Source organism: Agrobacterium sp. 22-223-1, assembly GCF_053522385.1.
Map to the genome: position 1 here is coordinate 1,389,003 of NZ_JBNWCN010000001.1, position 15,314 is coordinate 1,404,316.

Sequence of the window (15,314 nt, forward strand, 5' to 3'; positions counted from 1 at the left end):
GATCGGCATCGTCCCTTCGGCTGCGGCTCAAGGGGAGGATTGCATGAAAGATCGCATCATATCGGCGTCCGGCGCGCCATATGACGGCTATGGGCGCGAGGAGATGCTGGAGAGCATCGCCAGGATCGGTTTTCTCTATGTGGAGCCTGCCTTTATCGTCGGTTACACCGAACCATTCGACGAAAGCGCGTTCCTGCCGGCTGAAATGGCGTCATGGCGCCGCTCGCTGGGCGATGCCGGGCTCGGCTGCCATGCCATGTCGTCGCATATCGATCTTGGACTGGACGATTCCGTTGAAATTTTCACCGGTAGAATGGCTTTTGCAGCGGGAATCGGCGCGAGGGTAATCGCCACCAATGCCTCGGCCCGGCAGCGCGAAGACCGGTTCCTGCGCAATATCGAGGTGCTTCTGCGCCGTGCCGAGGCCTTCGGCATCGTGATCGGGCTGGAAAATCCCGGCGACGGCAGCGACAACCTTTTCAATATCGCGCAGGAGGGCATCGCGCTCACGCGGCGTTTCGGCTCCCCATGGCTTGGGCTGAATTATGACGCGGCCAATACCGCGTCCCATCGTCAGCAACTCAAGGATTTTGCCGATGACGCGGTGGCGGCGCTGCCGGCCTCGGTCCATGCGCATATCAAGGACGTGAAACGCACGCCCGAAGGCTGGTTTTTCGTGCCGGTGGGCGAGGGCGATATCGATTGCGGCAAGCTGCTCGGTGAGATTGCCAAAAAGCCGGAGATGCCGATCAGCATCGAGTTTCCAGCGCGCCTTCACCGTCGCGCGGATGCCCAGCCGGTAAGGCGTATCAGCCCCGCATCGCTTCGGGAAATAGAGCAGGCGCTGACGGTTTCGCTTGACGCGGTCAAAAGAGGATTGGCCGGGGGCGGAGCCGCAAGCTCGGCCGCTGTCGCCTGAGAAGCGGCAGGGGCTGGCGCAGACGGCATAAAGGAGGAGAGTAATGCAGAGATTTGTGAATAACCCCGACGAGGTGGTCGAAGATACGGTGAAAGGCTTCGTCAAGGCCCATCGCGACATCGTGCGCCTTGCGGAAAATCCGCGTGTCGTCGTCGCCCGGGGTGCACCGGTCGCCGGCAAGGTCGGCGTGGTCACGGGCGGCGGCTCCGGGCATGAGCCGGCCTTTATCGGTTACACCGGCCGCAACATGCTGGATGCCGTCGCCGTCGGCGAATTGTTTTCATCACCCACGGCCAAGAGCTTTCACGACGCGATCCGCGAAGCCAATGGCGGCAGGGGCGTGATCGTGCTCTACGGCAATTATGCCGGCGACAATATGAATGTGAAGATGGCGACAAAGCTCGCCGCCAAAGACGGCATCGAGATCGCCACCGTCGTCGCCAATGACGATGTGTGTTCCGCCGCTCCCGAGGAGCGTGAGAAACGCCGCGGCGTCGCCGGTGAAATCTTCATGTGGAAGATCGGCGGCGCCAAGGCGGCAGGCGGCGCTTCGCTGGAGGAGGTGCGCGCCACCGCCCAGAAGGCCATCGACAATTGCCGCTCCATCGGCGTCGGTCTCGGCCCCTGCACCCTGCCGGCGGTCGGCCATCCCAACTTTCAGATCGAACCGGGCACGATTGAAGTGGGCATAGGTCACCATGGCGAACCCGGCGTTCGCGTCGAGAAGCTGAAATCCGCTGCTGATGTGGCGAAGGACATGTGCAAGATCGTGCTCGACGATCACAACCTGCCGGCCGGCAGCGAGGTGGCGGTGCTGGTCTCCGGGCTTGGTGCGACGCCCGTCAACGAACTCTACATCCTCAACGACACGATAGAATCCGAGATTTCGGCGCGTGGCCTGAAAATCCACAAAACCTATATCGGCAACTATTTCACATCGCTTGAGATGGTGGGCGCGACTTTGACCGTGATGGCGCTGGATGACGAGCTGAAACCGCTGCTCGATACCGAGGCGCTTTGCACCGTTATGCTGTGAGGAGAAAATTCATGCAGTCTTTTCAGAACGCCAAGGCCGGCGATATCGTTCTCTCCATGGCCGAAAGGATCATCGAAAACCGCGCCTATCTCAGCGAGATCGACGGCAAGATCGGCGATGGCGACCATGGCGTGAACATGGCCAAGGGATTCGGCATGGCGGCAGACCGGCTGAGAGGGCAGGACGCCTCGCTTGCCAAGGCGCTCGATACGCTCGGCACGATCCTGATGACGGAAATCGGCGGTTCCATGGGGCCTCTTTATGGGGTGATGTTTACGGAATTCGCCGAGAAAATCGAAAATGCCGACGTTATTGATGCACCGTCCTTCAGCAGAATGCTGCATGCCGGCCTCGAAGGTGTCAGTTCCATCGGTTCGGCCAAGGTGGGCGACAAGACGCTGCTGGATACGCTGGTGCCGGCCGTTACGGCATTCGACACCGCCACCGCCGCGGGCGCGTCATTCCACGATGCTGCCGCAGCCCTTGTCGCTGCCGCCGAAACCGGCAGGGATTCGACCATCAATCTCGTGGCGAAGATCGGCCGCGCCAGCCGTCTCGGCGAGCGCTCGCTCGGTGTTCTCGATGCCGGCGCCACCTCCTGCGCGCTCATCCTGCGCAGCCTTGCCGAAGGCGCACAGGCCAGATTGCAATCGTGAAAACAGAAGATAGCGGCCGCAGCCCGTCGGGGCTTACGCGCGACTAACGGGAGATTTGGAAATGAGAATTGTCGCAGGCGCCGACAGCGCCGGAAAACCCCTGCTGGATGCGGTGCTCGCCCATCTCTCGGGCAGGCAAGGGCTGACCGTCGTGGATCGAAGCCAGGACGGATTTTATGCCGATCTGGCCGAAGCCGTGGCCGGCAGCATCATCGCCGGCGAATTCGATCGCGGCCTATTGTTTTGTGGAACCGGCATCGGCGTCTGCATTTCCGCCAACAAGGTGCCCGGCATCCGCGCCGCCTTGACCCATGACACCTATTCCGCCGAACGGGCGGCGAAATCCAACAACGCCCAGATCATCACCATGGGCGCCCGCGTGATCGGCCCGGAACTGGCGAAAGCCATCGTCGACACCTGGCTGGCATCGGATTTCGATCCGAAAGGATCCTCAGCGAAAAACGTGGAGGCGATCAACCGTCTCGACGCCTGCCGGTGAGCCATAGGTGCGTGACGAGGCCGACCCGGCGAAGCTGACCGTTTGCATTGCTGGTGTCATCTGTGCTTTTGTCACGCACAAACCCGCAGCACAGGGGCTCGATCATGGCGAACCGAAATAGTGTCGATCATCTCGTTTTGCCGGTAAAGTCTCTTGCCGTGGCGAAAGACCGCCTTGAGATTCTCGGCTTCACCGTCGCTCCGGAGGCCCTCCATCCCTTCGGCACGCAGAATGCCTGCGTTTTCTTCGCGGACGGCACCTATCTGGAACCGCTCGCCATTGCTGATCCGGCTAAATATAATGACTCGGTGAACAGGGGCGACGTGTTCACCGGTAGGGATCGGGCCTTTCGGCAGCGTCATGGCGAGGACGGTTTTTCGGCCCTGGTGGCAAGAAGCGAAAGCGCCATTGCCGATCATGACAGGTTTTCCGCGTCCGGCTTCTCGGCGGGCGATATCTTTGAATTTTCACGGCCCGTGCGGATGCCGGACGGCTCACGGAGTGAGGCGGCATTCCGGCTGGCTTTTGCAGCGAGCGGCACGGCTTCGGATTTCTTTCTGTTCAGTTGCCAGCGATTGCAGGCTTTGCCGAACGACCGGGCGGCGCTGGAGCGTCACGCCAATGGTGCTTCCGGTCTCAGCGAGATCGTTCTGTTTTCCGGCGGCGATCCCAACGCGGTCCGTCTGATCGAAACGGTATTTGCCTGTGAGGAGGAGATGTCTCCGGATGGAGATATTCTTTTTGCAACCGGCAATGCGCGCATCAGGCTGAACCAAAAACCGGCCTTCAGCGAAAGCCTGCCCAATCCTCCCAATGGACTGCACGGCGCAGGCATCGTCTTTTCCGTTGACGATCTTGCCGTGACAGAAGCGGTGCTTGCTGCTAATGGCGTCTCCAGCGCAGAAGCGGGCGGCCGTCTGGTGGTGTCCGCCGCGCCCGGTCAGGGCGTTGCATTCGCCTTCGAGGAAAAATGATGAGCGTTACGAACAATCTCAAAGTCACCGCCGGCGACGGCGCCAATTCGGTTTCCTTTTCCAATACAGAGCGATTTTCCTTGATCGCCGGCCCCTGCCAGATGGAAAGCCGGGAACATGCTTTCATGATCGCTGGCGTCCTGAAGGAGCTTTGCGACAAGCTGGGGATCGGGCTCGTTTATAAGTCGTCCTTCGACAAGGCGAACCGTACGTCGCTTTCCGGCAAGCGCGGCATCGGCCTTGAGAGCGCCATGCAGGTTTTCGCCGATCTCAAGAAGGAATTCGGCTTTCCTGTTCTGACCGACATTCACACCGAAGAACAATGCGCCATTGTGTCCGAAGTGGTGGATGTGCTGCAAATCCCGGCCTTTCTCAGCCGCCAGACCGATCTTCTCGTCGCCGCCGCGAAAACCGGCCGCGTCATCAATGTCAAGAAGGGCCAGTTCCTCGCTCCCTGGGACATGAAGAACGTGCTGGCCAAGCTGAATGAGAGCGGCAATCCGAATGTGCTTCTGTGCGAGCGCGGCGCCTCCTTCGGTTACAACACGCTTGTTTCCGACATGCGCTCGCTGCCGATCATGGCTTCGCTCGGCGCGCCTGTTGTCTTTGACGCCACGCATTCGGTTCAGCAGCCGGGCGGGCAGGGCGGCTCCACGGGCGGCCAGCGCGAATTCGTCGAGACGCTCGCGCGGGCGGCGGTTGCTGTCGGTGTCGCCGGGCTCTTCATCGAAACCCATGAGGACCCGGACAATGCGCCGTCCGACGGCCCCAATATGGTTCATCTGAAGGACATGCCGAAACTGCTCGAAAAGCTGCTTGCTTTCGACGCCATTACCAAAGCCTGAGGGGCGGAGGCGTTACGGCGGCACTGTTTGTGCCAATCGATTTTAATGGCGGGCGGGCCGTTTCTGCCGCCCGTCGTCATTGTAATTTCTTCGCCATCGTCTAAGACAGGCGACGGAAAATATCTGTTCCATTCCCAAGGGAGAGACCATGACTGCCATTACCGATATCATCGCGCGCGAAATCCTCGACAGCCGCGGCAACCCGACCGTTGAAGTCGATGTTTACCTCGAAGACGGCTCCATGGGCCGTGCCGCCGTTCCTTCGGGCGCCTCCACCGGCGCGCATGAGGCGGTTGAGCTGCGCGATGGCGGCAAGCGTTATCTCGGCAAGGGCGTGGAAAAGGCGGTCGAAGCCGTCAATACGGAAATCTTCGACGCCATCGGCGGCTTCGACGCCGAGAACCAGATCCAGATCGACCAGACGATGATCGTGCTCGACGGCACGCCGAACAAGTCGCGCATCGGCGCCAACGCCATTCTTGGCGTATCGCTCGCTGTCGCCAAGGCTGCCGCCGAAGCTTCCGGCCTGCCGCTTTACCGTTATGTCGGCGGCCCGAACGCACATCTGCTGCCGGTTCCGATGATGAACATCATCAACGGCGGCGCTCATGCCGACAACCCGATCGACTTCCAGGAATTCATGATCCTGCCGGTTGGCGCGGAAAACATCCGTGAAGCGGTGCGCATGGGTTCTGAAGTGTTCCATACGCTGAAGAAAGAACTGGCGGCACAGGGCCACAACACCAATGTCGGCGACGAGGGCGGTTTTGCACCGGGTCTCGAAAGCGCGCCGGCCGCGCTCGATTTCATCATGAAGTCGATTGAAAAGGCCGGCTACCGCCCGGGCGACGACATGTATGTCGGCCTCGACTGTGCCTCGACCGAATTCTTCAAGGACGGAAAATACGTTCTCGAAGGCGAAGGCCGCACGCTGGAGTCGGGCGCAATGGCGGAATATCTGGCGGAACTCGTTGCCAAGTACCCGATCATTTCCATCGAAGACGGCATGGCCGAAGACGACTGGGAAGGCTGGAAGACGCTGACCGATCTCATCGGCAACAAGTGCCAGCTCGTCGGCGACGATCTCTTCGTCACCAACTCCGCGCGCCTTCGTGACGGCATCAAGATGGGCGTTGCAAACTCCATCCTCGTCAAGGTCAACCAGATCGGCTCGCTCTCCGAGACGCTGGATGCGGTCGAGACGGCGCACAAGGCCGGTTACACCGCCGTCATGTCGCACCGTTCGGGCGAAACGGAAGATTCCACCATCGCCGATCTCGCTGTTGCGACGAACTGCGGTCAGATCAAGACCGGCTCGCTTGCCCGTTCCGACCGGCTCGCAAAGTACAACCAGCTGATCCGCATCGAGGAAATGCTGGGCCCGCAGGCTGCCTACGCCGGCCGTTCGATCCTGCGCGGTTAATTCGCGTTCGGGTTTCTTGATGTGGCCCGCTGCCTGTCGGGCTCGTTTAAGCGGCGAGTGGTATGGTCCGCACTCCGTCACCCCGGACTTGATCCGGGGTCCAGCGCGATCAAGTCCTTGATCGCGAAAGACTCTTCTCACAGCGCAGACGCGCTGTGGCTGGATGCCGGATCAAGTCCGGCATGACGAGCGTTCTTTTAGCGTCTTTGCCAATCCAGCCCGCCTTTCGGCGGGCTTTTTAATGCCCATTTGCCAATCGCCCGTTAAGGTCAACGGATAGTTAAACAATCCGCCTTAGTCTCGAGACTCAGGTTATGCGTTTTAAGGCTTCTCTCCGGCATGTGGACCAGACATCATAAAAAGAGACGATTCGGCCGTTTGATCGTTCCGGCCATCACGATCGCTTTTCTTTCCTATTTCGGGTATCATTCCATCCATGGCGACTTCGGCCTGCAGGCGACGGAGCGGCTGGAGCGGCAGCGTATCACCCGCACTGCGGAGCTTGCAAAGCTGACGCAGGCACGTGTGGCGCTGGAGCGGCAGGTGGAATTGATGAGCGATGGCTCGCTGGAGCGGGACATGATCGACGAGATTTCCCGTTACCAGCTGAATATGTCCCGCACGGACGAAATCGTCATCATGAACACATATTTCTGATTAACCTGAATCAAGTTAATTTAACATTTCTGATTTATTCACAGCATCTTAGCGTGAATATGTGCCATGCGTTTAAAGCATTGCTGCATGGCATTTTCTTGCATATGGTACGCGCCACTCTATCCATTCAAATGGCAACTCAGGGAGGGATGAATGGCGCCGCGAAAATCAGCGACCGTATCCGGCCGCAAGACCACGGCAAAGGCTGCAACCGAATTCACCGGCAAGAACAGCCCCGACTTCTCCAAGGAAGACGAACTTCACGCTTACCGTGAAATGCTGCTCATCCGCCGCTTCGAGGAAAAGGCCGGCCAGCTCTACGGTATGGGCTTTATCGGTGGTTTCTGTCACCTCTACATCGGTCAGGAAGCCGTTGTTGTCGGCATGCAGATGTCGCAGAAGGAAGGCGATCAGGTCATCACCGCCTATCGCGACCATGGCCACATGCTGGCTCTGGGCATGAGCGCGCGTGGCGTCATGGCCGAATTGACCGGCCGCCGCGGCGGTCTGTCGAAAGGCAAGGGCGGCTCCATGCACATGTTCTCCAAGGAGAAGCATTTCTATGGCGGCCACGGCATCGTCGGCGCTCAGGTTTCGCTTGGAACCGGTCTTGCTTTCGCCAACAAATATCGCGGCAACGACAATGTCTCCGTGACCTATTTCGGCGATGGCGCGGCCAACCAGGGCCAGGTCTATGAGAGCTTCAATATGGCTGCTCTCTGGAAACTGCCGATCATCTATATCGTTGAAAACAACCGTTACGCCATGGGCACCTCGACCGCCCGCGCCACGGCCCAGTCGAACTACTCGCTGCGCGGCCAGTCCTTTGGCATTCCCGGCGTTCAGGTGGATGGCATGGATGTGCGCGCCGTCAAGGCCGCCGCCGATCAGGCGCTGGAACATTGCCGTTCCGGCAAGGGTCCGATCATTCTGGAAATGCTGACCTATCGTTACCGTGGTCACTCCATGTCCGACCCGGCGAAATACCGTTCCAAGGACGAAGTGCAGAAGATGCGCTCCGAACATGACCCGATCGAGCAGGTCAAGGCACGGCTTCTGGAGCAGGGCTGGGCAAGCGAAGACGAACTCAAGGCCATCGACAAGGATGTCCGTGATATCGTCGCCGATAGCGCCGACTTCGCCCAGAACGACCCAGAGCCGGATGTATCCGAGCTTTACACCGACATTCTGCTCTGATCGGGAAAGGGAAACCAATGCCAGTAGAAATTCTTATGCCCGCCCTTTCTCCGACCATGGAGGAAGGCACGCTTTCCAAGTGGCTTAAAAAGGAAGGCGACAAGGTCACTTCCGGCGACGTGATCGCCGAAATCGAAACCGACAAGGCGACCATGGAAGTGGAAGCCGTGGACGAAGGCGTGATCGGCAAGCTGCTGATCGAGGCCGGCACCGAAGGCGTCAAGGTCAACACGGCAATCGCCGTTCTTCTTCAGGACGGCGAAAGCGCCGACGACATTTCTTCCTCCGCGAAGAAGGAAGAGCCGAAGGCTGAAGCCGCAAATTCCGATTCGGATGAGGCCGGCGGCAAGACCCGCGAAGCGACCGAAGAGCCCAGCGCTGCCAAGGAAGCCGCCAAAGTTCCAGCTGCCCCGAAGATCGAAGCTGCAGCCGATCCGGATATTCCGGAAGGCACGGAAATGGTGATGACGACGGTGCGTGAAGCGCTGCGCGACGCCATGGCCGAAGAAATGCGCGCCGACGAAAAAGTCTTCGTCATGGGTGAAGAAGTCGCCGAATATCAGGGCGCCTACAAGATCACTCAAGGGTTGTTGCAGGAATTCGGTGAGCGTCGCGTCATCGATACCCCGATCACCGAGCACGGCTTTGCCGGTATCGGCGTCGGCGCTGCGATGACGGGCCTGCGCCCCATCGTCGAATTCATGACCTTCAACTTCGCCATGCAGGCGATCGACCAGATCGTCAACTCGGCGGCAAAGACGCTTTACATGTCGGGTGGCCAGATGGGCGCGCCGATGGTGTTCCGTGGTCCGTCCGGTGCGGCTGCCCGCGTCGGCGCCCAGCATTCGCAATGTTACGCCGCATGGTACAGCCATATTCCGGGCCTCAAGGTCGTCATGCCTTACACGGCTGCTGACGCCAAGGGTCTGCTCAAGGCCGCCATCCGCGATCCGAATCCGGTCATCTTCCTTGAAAATGAAATTCTCTACGGCCAGAGCTTCGAAGTACCGAAGCTCGATGATTTCGTGCTGCCGATCGGCAAGGCGCGCATTCACCGCAAGGGCAAGGATGCGACCATCGTTTCCTTCGGCATCGGCATGACCTACGCGATCAAGGCGGTTGCGGAACTCGAAAAGCTCGGCATCGACGTCGAACTGATCGATCTGCGCACCATCCGCCCGATGGATCTGCCCACCGTCATCGAATCGGTCAAGAAGACCGGTCGTCTGGTCACGGTCGAGGAAGGCTTCCCGCAGTCATCGGTCGGTGACTTCATCGCCAACCAGGTCATGCGCGCCGCTTTCGATTATCTCGATGCGCCGATCCTGACGATCGCCGGCAAGGATGTTCCGATGCCTTACGCGGCAAACCTCGAAAAGCTGGCTCTGCCGAACGTCGATGAAGTCGTTCAGGCCGTCAAAACCGTCTGCTACAAGGTGTGACAATGTCGTTTAGAAACGACTTTGCCAGTAACCTTCCAAGCAATCCGGACGATGCTCTCATTGCACTAGCAGATAGAGCATCGGACTGGCTTGCTGCGCCTGCTTCACCTGATGATCAGTTAAATGGCGTATATATTCGTAAAATTCTCGAGCGATTTATCGCTCGATACCGCCCTGAGATAAATGATTTAATCATAGTTCAGAATCCGGGCGTGAAGGAATATGTCGAAGCAATTATCGTGTTTGGAGGCGAGCGCGAAGTCGATCGCCTTTTGGATGGTTACGAGAGTGTCGTTCACGATGCTGATGCGTTTGGGATTGCAGCGCTTAGCGGAGAGGAAAAGAGCTTTCTACACGAGCATCTGGAAAACATTAGGAAGATTATTCAAGAATCTCCCATTCCTAGCAAAAAGAAAAATGCTCTTTTTCATAGACTTCAAGCTCTAAGATCTGAGGTGGATTCTATCGGTACTAAGACGGATAGGTTCTTTGCTTTTGCCGGAGATATTGCTTTCGTTCTTGGCGAAATGGCCGAAAAAGCTAAACCTGCTTTGGATGAAGTAAAAGAGATTCTGAAGATAATTCGAGGGTCAAGAGCTAGAACTGAACAGGTTCAGCTTCCTCAAGACGAAACTCTGAATTTGCCGTCGCCTGACGCTAATAGCCAGGAGGAGTTCTAACTAATGCCTATCAAAATCACCATGCCTGCCCTTTCTCCCACAATGGAAGAAGGCAATCTTGCCAAGTGGCTGGTCAAGGAAGGCGACAAGGTAGCTCCCGGTGATGTGATCGCCGAGATCGAGACCGACAAGGCGACCATGGAAGTGGAAGCCGTTGACGAAGGCACGGTCGCCAAGCTGGTTGTTCCGGCAGGCACTGAAGCGGTCAAGGTCAACGCCCTGATCGCCATCCTCGCCGCCGATGGCGAGGATGTTGCCGAGGCGGCAAAGGGCGGCGCTGCCGCTCCCGCCAAGGCCGAGGCTCCGAAGCAGGAAGCTGCAAAGGCCGAAGCGCCGAAGGAAGAATCTGCCCCGGCCAAGGCTGAAAAGCCGGCCGCCGATCAGGCTGCCGCATCTTCCACGCCGGCTCCGGTCGCAAAGTCCGGCGAGCGCATCTTCGCTTCGCCGCTGGCCCGCCGTCTCGCCAAGGAAGCCGGTCTCGACCTCTCGGCCGTTTCCGGTTCCGGCCCGCATGGCCGTATCGTCAAGACCGACGTGGAAAAGGCCGCCGCTTCCGGTGGTGCGAAGGCCGCACCAGCTGCTGCTGCATCCGCAGGCGCACCGGCTCCGGCTCTCGCCAAGGGCCAGTCGGACGAAGCCGTTCTCAAGCTGTTCGAACAGGGCTCCTACGAGCTGGTGCCGCATGACGGCATGCGCAAGGTCATCGCCAAGCGTCTGGTCGAATCCAAGCAGACGGTTCCGCATTTCTACGTTTCGGTGGATTGCGAACTCGATACGCTTCTGGCGCTGCGCGCCCAGCTCAATGCGGCTGCTCCCGAAAAGGACGGCAAGCCGGCCTACAAGCTGTCGGTCAACGACATGGTCATCAAGGCGCTGGCTCTTGCCTTGCGCGATGTGCCTGACGCCAACGTCTCCTGGACCGAAAGCGCCATGGTCAAGCACAAGCATTCGGATGTCGGCGTTGCCGTTTCCATTCCGGGTGGCCTGATCACGCCGATCATCCGCAAGGCGGAAGAGAAGTCGCTCTCCACCATCTCCAACGAGATGAAGGACTACGGCAAGCGCGCCAAGGAGCGCAAGCTGAAGCCCGAGGAGTATCAGGGCGGCACGACCGCCGTGTCCAACATGGGCATGATGGGCGTCAAGAGCTTCTCCGCCGTCATCAACCCGCCACATGCCACCATTCTGGCTGTCGGTGCGGGCGAACAGCGCGCAGTCGTGAAGAACGGAGAGATCAAGATCGCCAATGTCATGACGGTTACGCTTTCCACCGACCACCGCTGCGTCGATGGCGCGCTCGGAGCCGAACTGATCGGCGCCTTCAAGCGCTACATCGAAAACCCGATGGGCATGCTGGTTTGATCGGAGCGTGACATGGTGAAATCGGTCCTCTGCTTTGGCGATTCCCTGACCTGGGGATCAAATGCGGAAACGGGTGGCCGTCACAGCCATGAAGATCTTTGGCCGAGCGTCTTGCAAAAGGCGCTCGGTACCGACGTGCATGTGATCCACGAAGGGCTGGGCGGCCGTACCACCGCTTATGACGACTTGACGGCCGATTGTGACCGCAATGGCGCGCGGCTTCTGCCGACGCTGCTGCACAGCCATGCGCCGCTTGATCTCGTCATCATCATGCTCGGCACCAACGACATGAAACCGTCGATCCACGGATCGGCCATTGTCGCCATGAAGGGTATAGAGCGATTGGTGAAACTCACGCGCAATCACGTCTGGCAAGTGGCTGACTGGGAAGCGCCGGATGTTCTGATCGTCGCGCCGCCGCAGCTTTGCGAAACGGCAAACCCCGTGATGGGGGCGATCTATCGCGATGCGATCGATGAATCGGCCATGCTGGCTTCGGTTTACCGGGACCTTGCCGACGACCTCGATTGCGGTTTTTTCGATGCCGGCTCCGTTGCCCGCACGACGCCGGTGGACGGCGTTCATCTCGATGCTGAAAACACGCGGGCCATCGGCCGCGGGCTGGAGCCCGTCGTCCGCATGATGCTCGGACTTTGACACTCATTCTCGTTTCGGGGCGGTTTGCCGTCACCCGAATAAGACAAGGCAGGATTTCCAATGGCTCAATCTTATGACGTCATCATCATCGGTTCGGGACCGGGCGGTTATATTGCCGCGATCCGCGCAGCCCAGCTCGGCATGAAGGTTGCCGTCGTGGAGCGCGAGCATTTGGCCGGCATCTGCTCCAACTGGGGCTGCATTCCCACCAAGGCCCTGCTGCGCACCGCCGATGTCATGCACACCGCCACGCATGCCAAGGATTACGGCCTGACGCTGGAAGGCTCGATCAAGCCGGACGTCAAGGCAATCGTGGCGCGCTCGCGTGGCATTGCCGCGCGCATGAACAATGGCGTCGGTTTCCTGTTCAAGAAGAACAAGGTCGATATTATCTGGGGTGAAGCAAAAATCACCAAGCCGGGCGAGATCGTCGTCGGCAAATCCACCAAGCCGGTGGTTCAGCCGCAGGGTCCCGTGCCGAAGAACACGCTGGGTGAGGGCACCTATACCGCCAAGCACATCATCGTCGCCACAGGTGCGCGCCCGCGCGCGCTGCCCGGCATTGAGCCGGATGGCAAGCTGATCTGGACCTATTTCGAGGCGATGAAGCCGGAAGAACTGCCGAAGTCGCTGCTCGTCATGGGCTCGGGCGCCATCGGCATCGAATTCGCCAGCTTCTACCGCACCATGGGCGTCGACGTCACCGTCGTCGAGATCATGAGCCAGGTCATGCCGGTCGAGGATGCGGAAATCTCCACCTTCGCCAAGAAGCAGCTCGAAAAGCAGGGCATGAAAATTCACCTTGAAACCAAGGTTTCCAAGGTGGAGAAGGGCGCGAACTCCATCACCGCGACGCTGGAGAAGAAGGACGGTTCTTCCGAGAAGATCACCGCCGACCGCATGATTTCGGCCGTCGGCGTCGTCGCCAATATCGAAGGCATCGGCCTTGAGGCTGCCGGCGTGAAGACGGATCGCGGCTTCATCGTCATCGACGGTTACGGCAAGACCAATGTGCCTGGCATCTACGCCATCGGCGATGTCGCCGGCCCGCCGCTGCTCGCCCACAAGGCCGAGCATGAAGCAGTGATCTGCGTGGAAAAGATCGCCGGTCTGCCGAATGTGCACCCGATGGACAAGCTCAAAATCCCGGGCTGCACCTATTGCAACCCGCAGGTCGCCTCGGTCGGTCTCACCGAAGCCAAGGCCAAGGAACAGGGCCGCGACATCCGCGTCGGCCGTTTCTCCTTTGCGGCGAACGGCAAGGCGGTTGCGCTCGGGGAAGACCAGGGCATGGTCAAGACCATCTTCGACAAGAAGACGGGTGAACTGCTTGGCGCGCATATGGTCGGTGCGGAAGTGACCGAACTCATTCAGGGCTTCGTTGTTGCGATGAACCTCGAAACCACTGAAGAAGACCTGATGCACACGATCTTCCCGCATCCGACCATTTCGGAATCGATGAAGGAAAGCGTGCTCGACGCCTATGGGCGTGTGCTGAACGCATAAGTGCTCCGTGATACCCGGCATTGTCTAACCATGCCGGGTGTCCCATATGTCTCGATGCAGGCTTCTTAAAAGGGGCTGGTTCTTTCAGGGAGCGTGGGAATGGAAAGTGTAGGCTGGATTGCAGCAATCATCATCGGCGGTCTCGCCGGCTGGCTTGCGGGCAAGCTCATGGATATGCGCTTCGGCATTTTCATGAACATCGTTCTTGGCATCGTCGGTTCGGTGGTTGCCGTTGCGGTGCTTCGAACCTTCGATGTTTTCGTGCAGGACAGCAGGCTCGGCTATTTCGTCACGTCGTTCATCGGCGCCAGCCTTTTGCTGTTTCTGGCGAAGCTGGTACGGCGCTGAAAGGCTTCGTGACCGGAAGGGGCTTACGCTTTTTCTGGAATTGTTCTAAAGCATCGGGCCAACAGATGTTTAGGTCGCCAGGGGCGATGGAAGCAGGTTTTTAATGGTCACTATTCTCGACAGGACGTCGTCCGACGAAAAGCGCATTCGCCACCCGGAAAAGGCGCATAAGCCCGATACCGAGGTCATGCGCAAGCCGGAATGGATCCGCGTCAAGGCGCCGACATCCAAGGGCTATCACGAGACGCGTGAACTGGTGCGTTCGCACAAGCTGGTGACGGTGTGCGAGGAAGCCGGCTGTCCGAATATCGGCGAGTGCTGGGACAAGAAACACGCGACCTTCATGATCATGGGTGAAATCTGCACCCGCGCCTGCGCTTTCTGCAATGTCGCGACCGGCAAGCCCAATCCGTTGGATATGGCCGAGCCCGAGAACGTCGCCAAGGCCGTCAAGCAGATGGGCCTTTCCCACGTCGTCATCACCTCGGTCGACCGCGACGATCTCGCCGATGGCGGTGCTGAACATTTCGAGAAGGTCATCTGGGCGATCCGTGCTGCGTCTCCGACGACGACCATCGAAATCCTCACCCCCGACTTCCTGAAGAAGCCAGGCGCGCTGGAGCGTGTCGTGGCCGCCAAGCCCGATGTCTTCAACCACAATATGGAAACCGTTCCGGGCAATTACCTCACGGTTCGACCCGGTGCGCGCTATTTCCACTCCGTGCGCCTCCTGCAGCGGGTGAAGGAACTCGATCCCACCATGTTCACCAAGTCAGGCATCATGGTCGGCCTCGGCGAAGAGCGTACCGAAGTGCTTCAGCTGATGGACGACCTGCGCAGCGCCGATGTGGACTTCCTGACCATCGGCCAATATCTGCAGCCGACCCGCAAGCACCACAAGGTAGAGGCCTTCGTGACGCCGGAAGAGTTCAAGTCCTACGAGACCGTGGCTTATACCAAGGGCTTCCTGATGGTGTCTTCCAGCCCGCTGACCCGCTCCTCGCACCATGCCGGCGACGATTTTGAGCGCCTGCGTGCGGCCCGCGAAAAGAAGCTGCTAGCAGCTGCTGAGTAAGGGACAAAGGTTCGGCAACATAGGTTGCTGCATCGGGC

16 protein-coding genes are annotated in these 15,314 nt (G+C 59.2%); all 16 read left to right on the forward strand.

Features of this window, described 5'->3' with window-relative positions:
• Window positions 1-43: 43 nt before the first annotated feature.
• The 16 genes from ACQZ60_RS06890 to lipA all read left to right on the forward strand — a co-directional run bounded on the left by ACQZ60_RS06890 (window position 44) and on the right by lipA (window position 15,276).
• A complete protein-coding gene (locus ACQZ60_RS06890) occupies window positions 44-919 on the forward strand; it encodes a sugar phosphate isomerase/epimerase family protein (protein WP_035262422.1) in 876 nt (291 codons plus the stop codon).
• 43 nt (window positions 920-962) lie between these two features.
• Window positions 963-1,955, forward strand: a complete 993-nt coding sequence (locus ACQZ60_RS06895; RefSeq protein ID WP_035262418.1) for a dihydroxyacetone kinase subunit DhaK — start codon at window positions 963-965, stop codon at window positions 1,953-1,955.
• Window positions 1,956-1,966: 11 nt separating this feature from the next.
• The gene (gene dhaL / locus ACQZ60_RS06900) at window positions 1,967-2,611 is read left to right on the forward strand and encodes a dihydroxyacetone kinase subunit DhaL (protein ID WP_035262415.1); all 645 of its coding nucleotides are present in this window, start codon (window positions 1,967-1,969) and stop codon (window positions 2,609-2,611) included.
• Between the two features lie 61 nt (window positions 2,612-2,672).
• The gene (gene derI / locus ACQZ60_RS06905; RefSeq protein ID WP_003521371.1) at window positions 2,673-3,110 is read left to right on the forward strand and encodes a D-erythrulose-4-phosphate isomerase; all 438 of its coding nucleotides are present in this window, start codon (window positions 2,673-2,675) and stop codon (window positions 3,108-3,110) included.
• A 104-nt stretch (window positions 3,111-3,214) separates the two neighbouring features.
• The gene (locus tag ACQZ60_RS06910) at window positions 3,215-4,084 is read left to right on the forward strand and encodes a VOC family protein (RefSeq protein WP_448734959.1); all 870 of its coding nucleotides are present in this window, start codon (window positions 3,215-3,217) and stop codon (window positions 4,082-4,084) included.
• Window positions 4,084-4,929, forward strand: a complete 846-nt coding sequence (gene kdsA, locus ACQZ60_RS06915) for a 3-deoxy-8-phosphooctulonate synthase (RefSeq protein WP_059762556.1) — start codon at window positions 4,084-4,086, stop codon at window positions 4,927-4,929. The genes ACQZ60_RS06910 and kdsA overlap by 1 nt, the downstream gene beginning before the upstream one ends.
• A 148-nt stretch (window positions 4,930-5,077) precedes the next feature.
• Window positions 5,078-6,352, forward strand: a complete 1,275-nt coding sequence (gene eno / locus ACQZ60_RS06920; protein ID WP_448734960.1) for a phosphopyruvate hydratase — start codon at window positions 5,078-5,080, stop codon at window positions 6,350-6,352.
• A gap of 339 nt (window positions 6,353-6,691) precedes the next feature.
• Entirely contained in the window at window positions 6,692-7,009 is a 318-nt protein-coding gene (locus ACQZ60_RS06925) for an FtsB family cell division protein (protein ID WP_003502598.1), read from the forward strand.
• A 153-nt stretch (window positions 7,010-7,162) separates the two neighbouring features.
• A complete protein-coding gene (pdhA, locus tag ACQZ60_RS06930) occupies window positions 7,163-8,206 on the forward strand; it encodes a pyruvate dehydrogenase (acetyl-transferring) E1 component subunit alpha (RefSeq protein ID WP_065653902.1) in 1,044 nt (347 codons plus the stop codon).
• A gap of 17 nt (window positions 8,207-8,223) precedes the next feature.
• Window positions 8,224-9,648: a pyruvate dehydrogenase complex E1 component subunit beta gene (locus tag ACQZ60_RS06935; protein ID WP_448734961.1), complete on the forward strand. Its 1,425-nt coding sequence runs from the start codon at window positions 8,224-8,226 to the stop codon at window positions 9,646-9,648.
• 2 nt (window positions 9,649-9,650) lie between these two features.
• Window positions 9,651-10,328, forward strand: coding sequence for a hypothetical protein (locus tag ACQZ60_RS06940; protein ID WP_448734962.1), 678 nt, complete (start codon window positions 9,651-9,653; stop codon window positions 10,326-10,328).
• Between the two features lie 3 nt (window positions 10,329-10,331).
• Window positions 10,332-11,690, forward strand: a complete 1,359-nt coding sequence (locus ACQZ60_RS06945) for a pyruvate dehydrogenase complex dihydrolipoamide acetyltransferase (protein ID WP_448734963.1) — start codon at window positions 10,332-10,334, stop codon at window positions 11,688-11,690.
• Window positions 11,691-11,702: 12 nt separating this feature from the next.
• Window positions 11,703-12,347 carry an SGNH/GDSL hydrolase family protein gene (locus ACQZ60_RS06950; protein WP_020811800.1) on the forward strand — a complete coding sequence of 215 codons (645 nt, stop codon included), beginning with the start codon at window positions 11,703-11,705 and terminating at the stop codon, window positions 12,345-12,347.
• Between the two features lie 60 nt (window positions 12,348-12,407).
• On the forward strand, window positions 12,408-13,853 hold the full coding sequence (gene lpdA, locus ACQZ60_RS06955) for a dihydrolipoyl dehydrogenase (protein ID WP_003502607.1): 1,446 nt from the start codon (window positions 12,408-12,410) through the stop codon (window positions 13,851-13,853).
• 99 nt (window positions 13,854-13,952) lie between these two features.
• On the forward strand, window positions 13,953-14,201 hold the full coding sequence (locus ACQZ60_RS06960) for a GlsB/YeaQ/YmgE family stress response membrane protein (protein ID WP_020012453.1): 249 nt from the start codon (window positions 13,953-13,955) through the stop codon (window positions 14,199-14,201).
• Between the two features lie 103 nt (window positions 14,202-14,304).
• Window positions 14,305-15,276 carry a lipoyl synthase gene (gene lipA, locus ACQZ60_RS06965; RefSeq protein ID WP_448734964.1) on the forward strand — a complete coding sequence of 324 codons (972 nt, stop codon included), beginning with the start codon at window positions 14,305-14,307 and terminating at the stop codon, window positions 15,274-15,276.
• Window positions 15,277-15,314: the final 38 nt, after the last annotated feature.

Excerpts from the sequence above, each read along its gene's own strand:
- ACQZ60_RS06890 (WP_035262422.1), top strand. The coding sequence starts at position 44 with ATGAAAGATCGCATCATATCGGCGTCCGGCGCGCCATATGACGGCTAT.
- ACQZ60_RS06895 (WP_035262418.1), top strand. The coding sequence starts at position 963 with ATGCAGAGATTTGTGAATAACCCCGACGAGGTGGTCGAAGATACGGTG.
- dhaL (WP_035262415.1), top strand. The coding sequence starts at position 1,967 with ATGCAGTCTTTTCAGAACGCCAAGGCCGGCGATATCGTTCTCTCCATG.
- derI (WP_003521371.1), top strand. The coding sequence starts at position 2,673 with ATGAGAATTGTCGCAGGCGCCGACAGCGCCGGAAAACCCCTGCTGGAT.
- ACQZ60_RS06910 (WP_448734959.1), top strand. The coding sequence starts at position 3,215 with ATGGCGAACCGAAATAGTGTCGATCATCTCGTTTTGCCGGTAAAGTCT.
- kdsA (WP_059762556.1), top strand. The coding sequence starts at position 4,084 with ATGAGCGTTACGAACAATCTCAAAGTCACCGCCGGCGACGGCGCCAAT.
- eno (WP_448734960.1), top strand. The coding sequence starts at position 5,078 with ATGACTGCCATTACCGATATCATCGCGCGCGAAATCCTCGACAGCCGC.
- ACQZ60_RS06925 (WP_003502598.1), top strand. The coding sequence starts at position 6,692 with ATGTGGACCAGACATCATAAAAAGAGACGATTCGGCCGTTTGATCGTT.
- pdhA (WP_065653902.1), top strand. The coding sequence starts at position 7,163 with ATGGCGCCGCGAAAATCAGCGACCGTATCCGGCCGCAAGACCACGGCA.
- ACQZ60_RS06935 (WP_448734961.1), top strand. The coding sequence starts at position 8,224 with ATGCCAGTAGAAATTCTTATGCCCGCCCTTTCTCCGACCATGGAGGAA.
- ACQZ60_RS06940 (WP_448734962.1), top strand. The coding sequence starts at position 9,651 with ATGTCGTTTAGAAACGACTTTGCCAGTAACCTTCCAAGCAATCCGGAC.
- ACQZ60_RS06945 (WP_448734963.1), top strand. The coding sequence starts at position 10,332 with ATGCCTATCAAAATCACCATGCCTGCCCTTTCTCCCACAATGGAAGAA.
- ACQZ60_RS06950 (WP_020811800.1), top strand. The coding sequence starts at position 11,703 with ATGGTGAAATCGGTCCTCTGCTTTGGCGATTCCCTGACCTGGGGATCA.
- lpdA (WP_003502607.1), top strand. The coding sequence starts at position 12,408 with ATGGCTCAATCTTATGACGTCATCATCATCGGTTCGGGACCGGGCGGT.
- ACQZ60_RS06960 (WP_020012453.1), top strand. The coding sequence starts at position 13,953 with ATGGAAAGTGTAGGCTGGATTGCAGCAATCATCATCGGCGGTCTCGCC.
- lipA (WP_448734964.1), top strand. The coding sequence starts at position 14,305 with ATGGTCACTATTCTCGACAGGACGTCGTCCGACGAAAAGCGCATTCGC.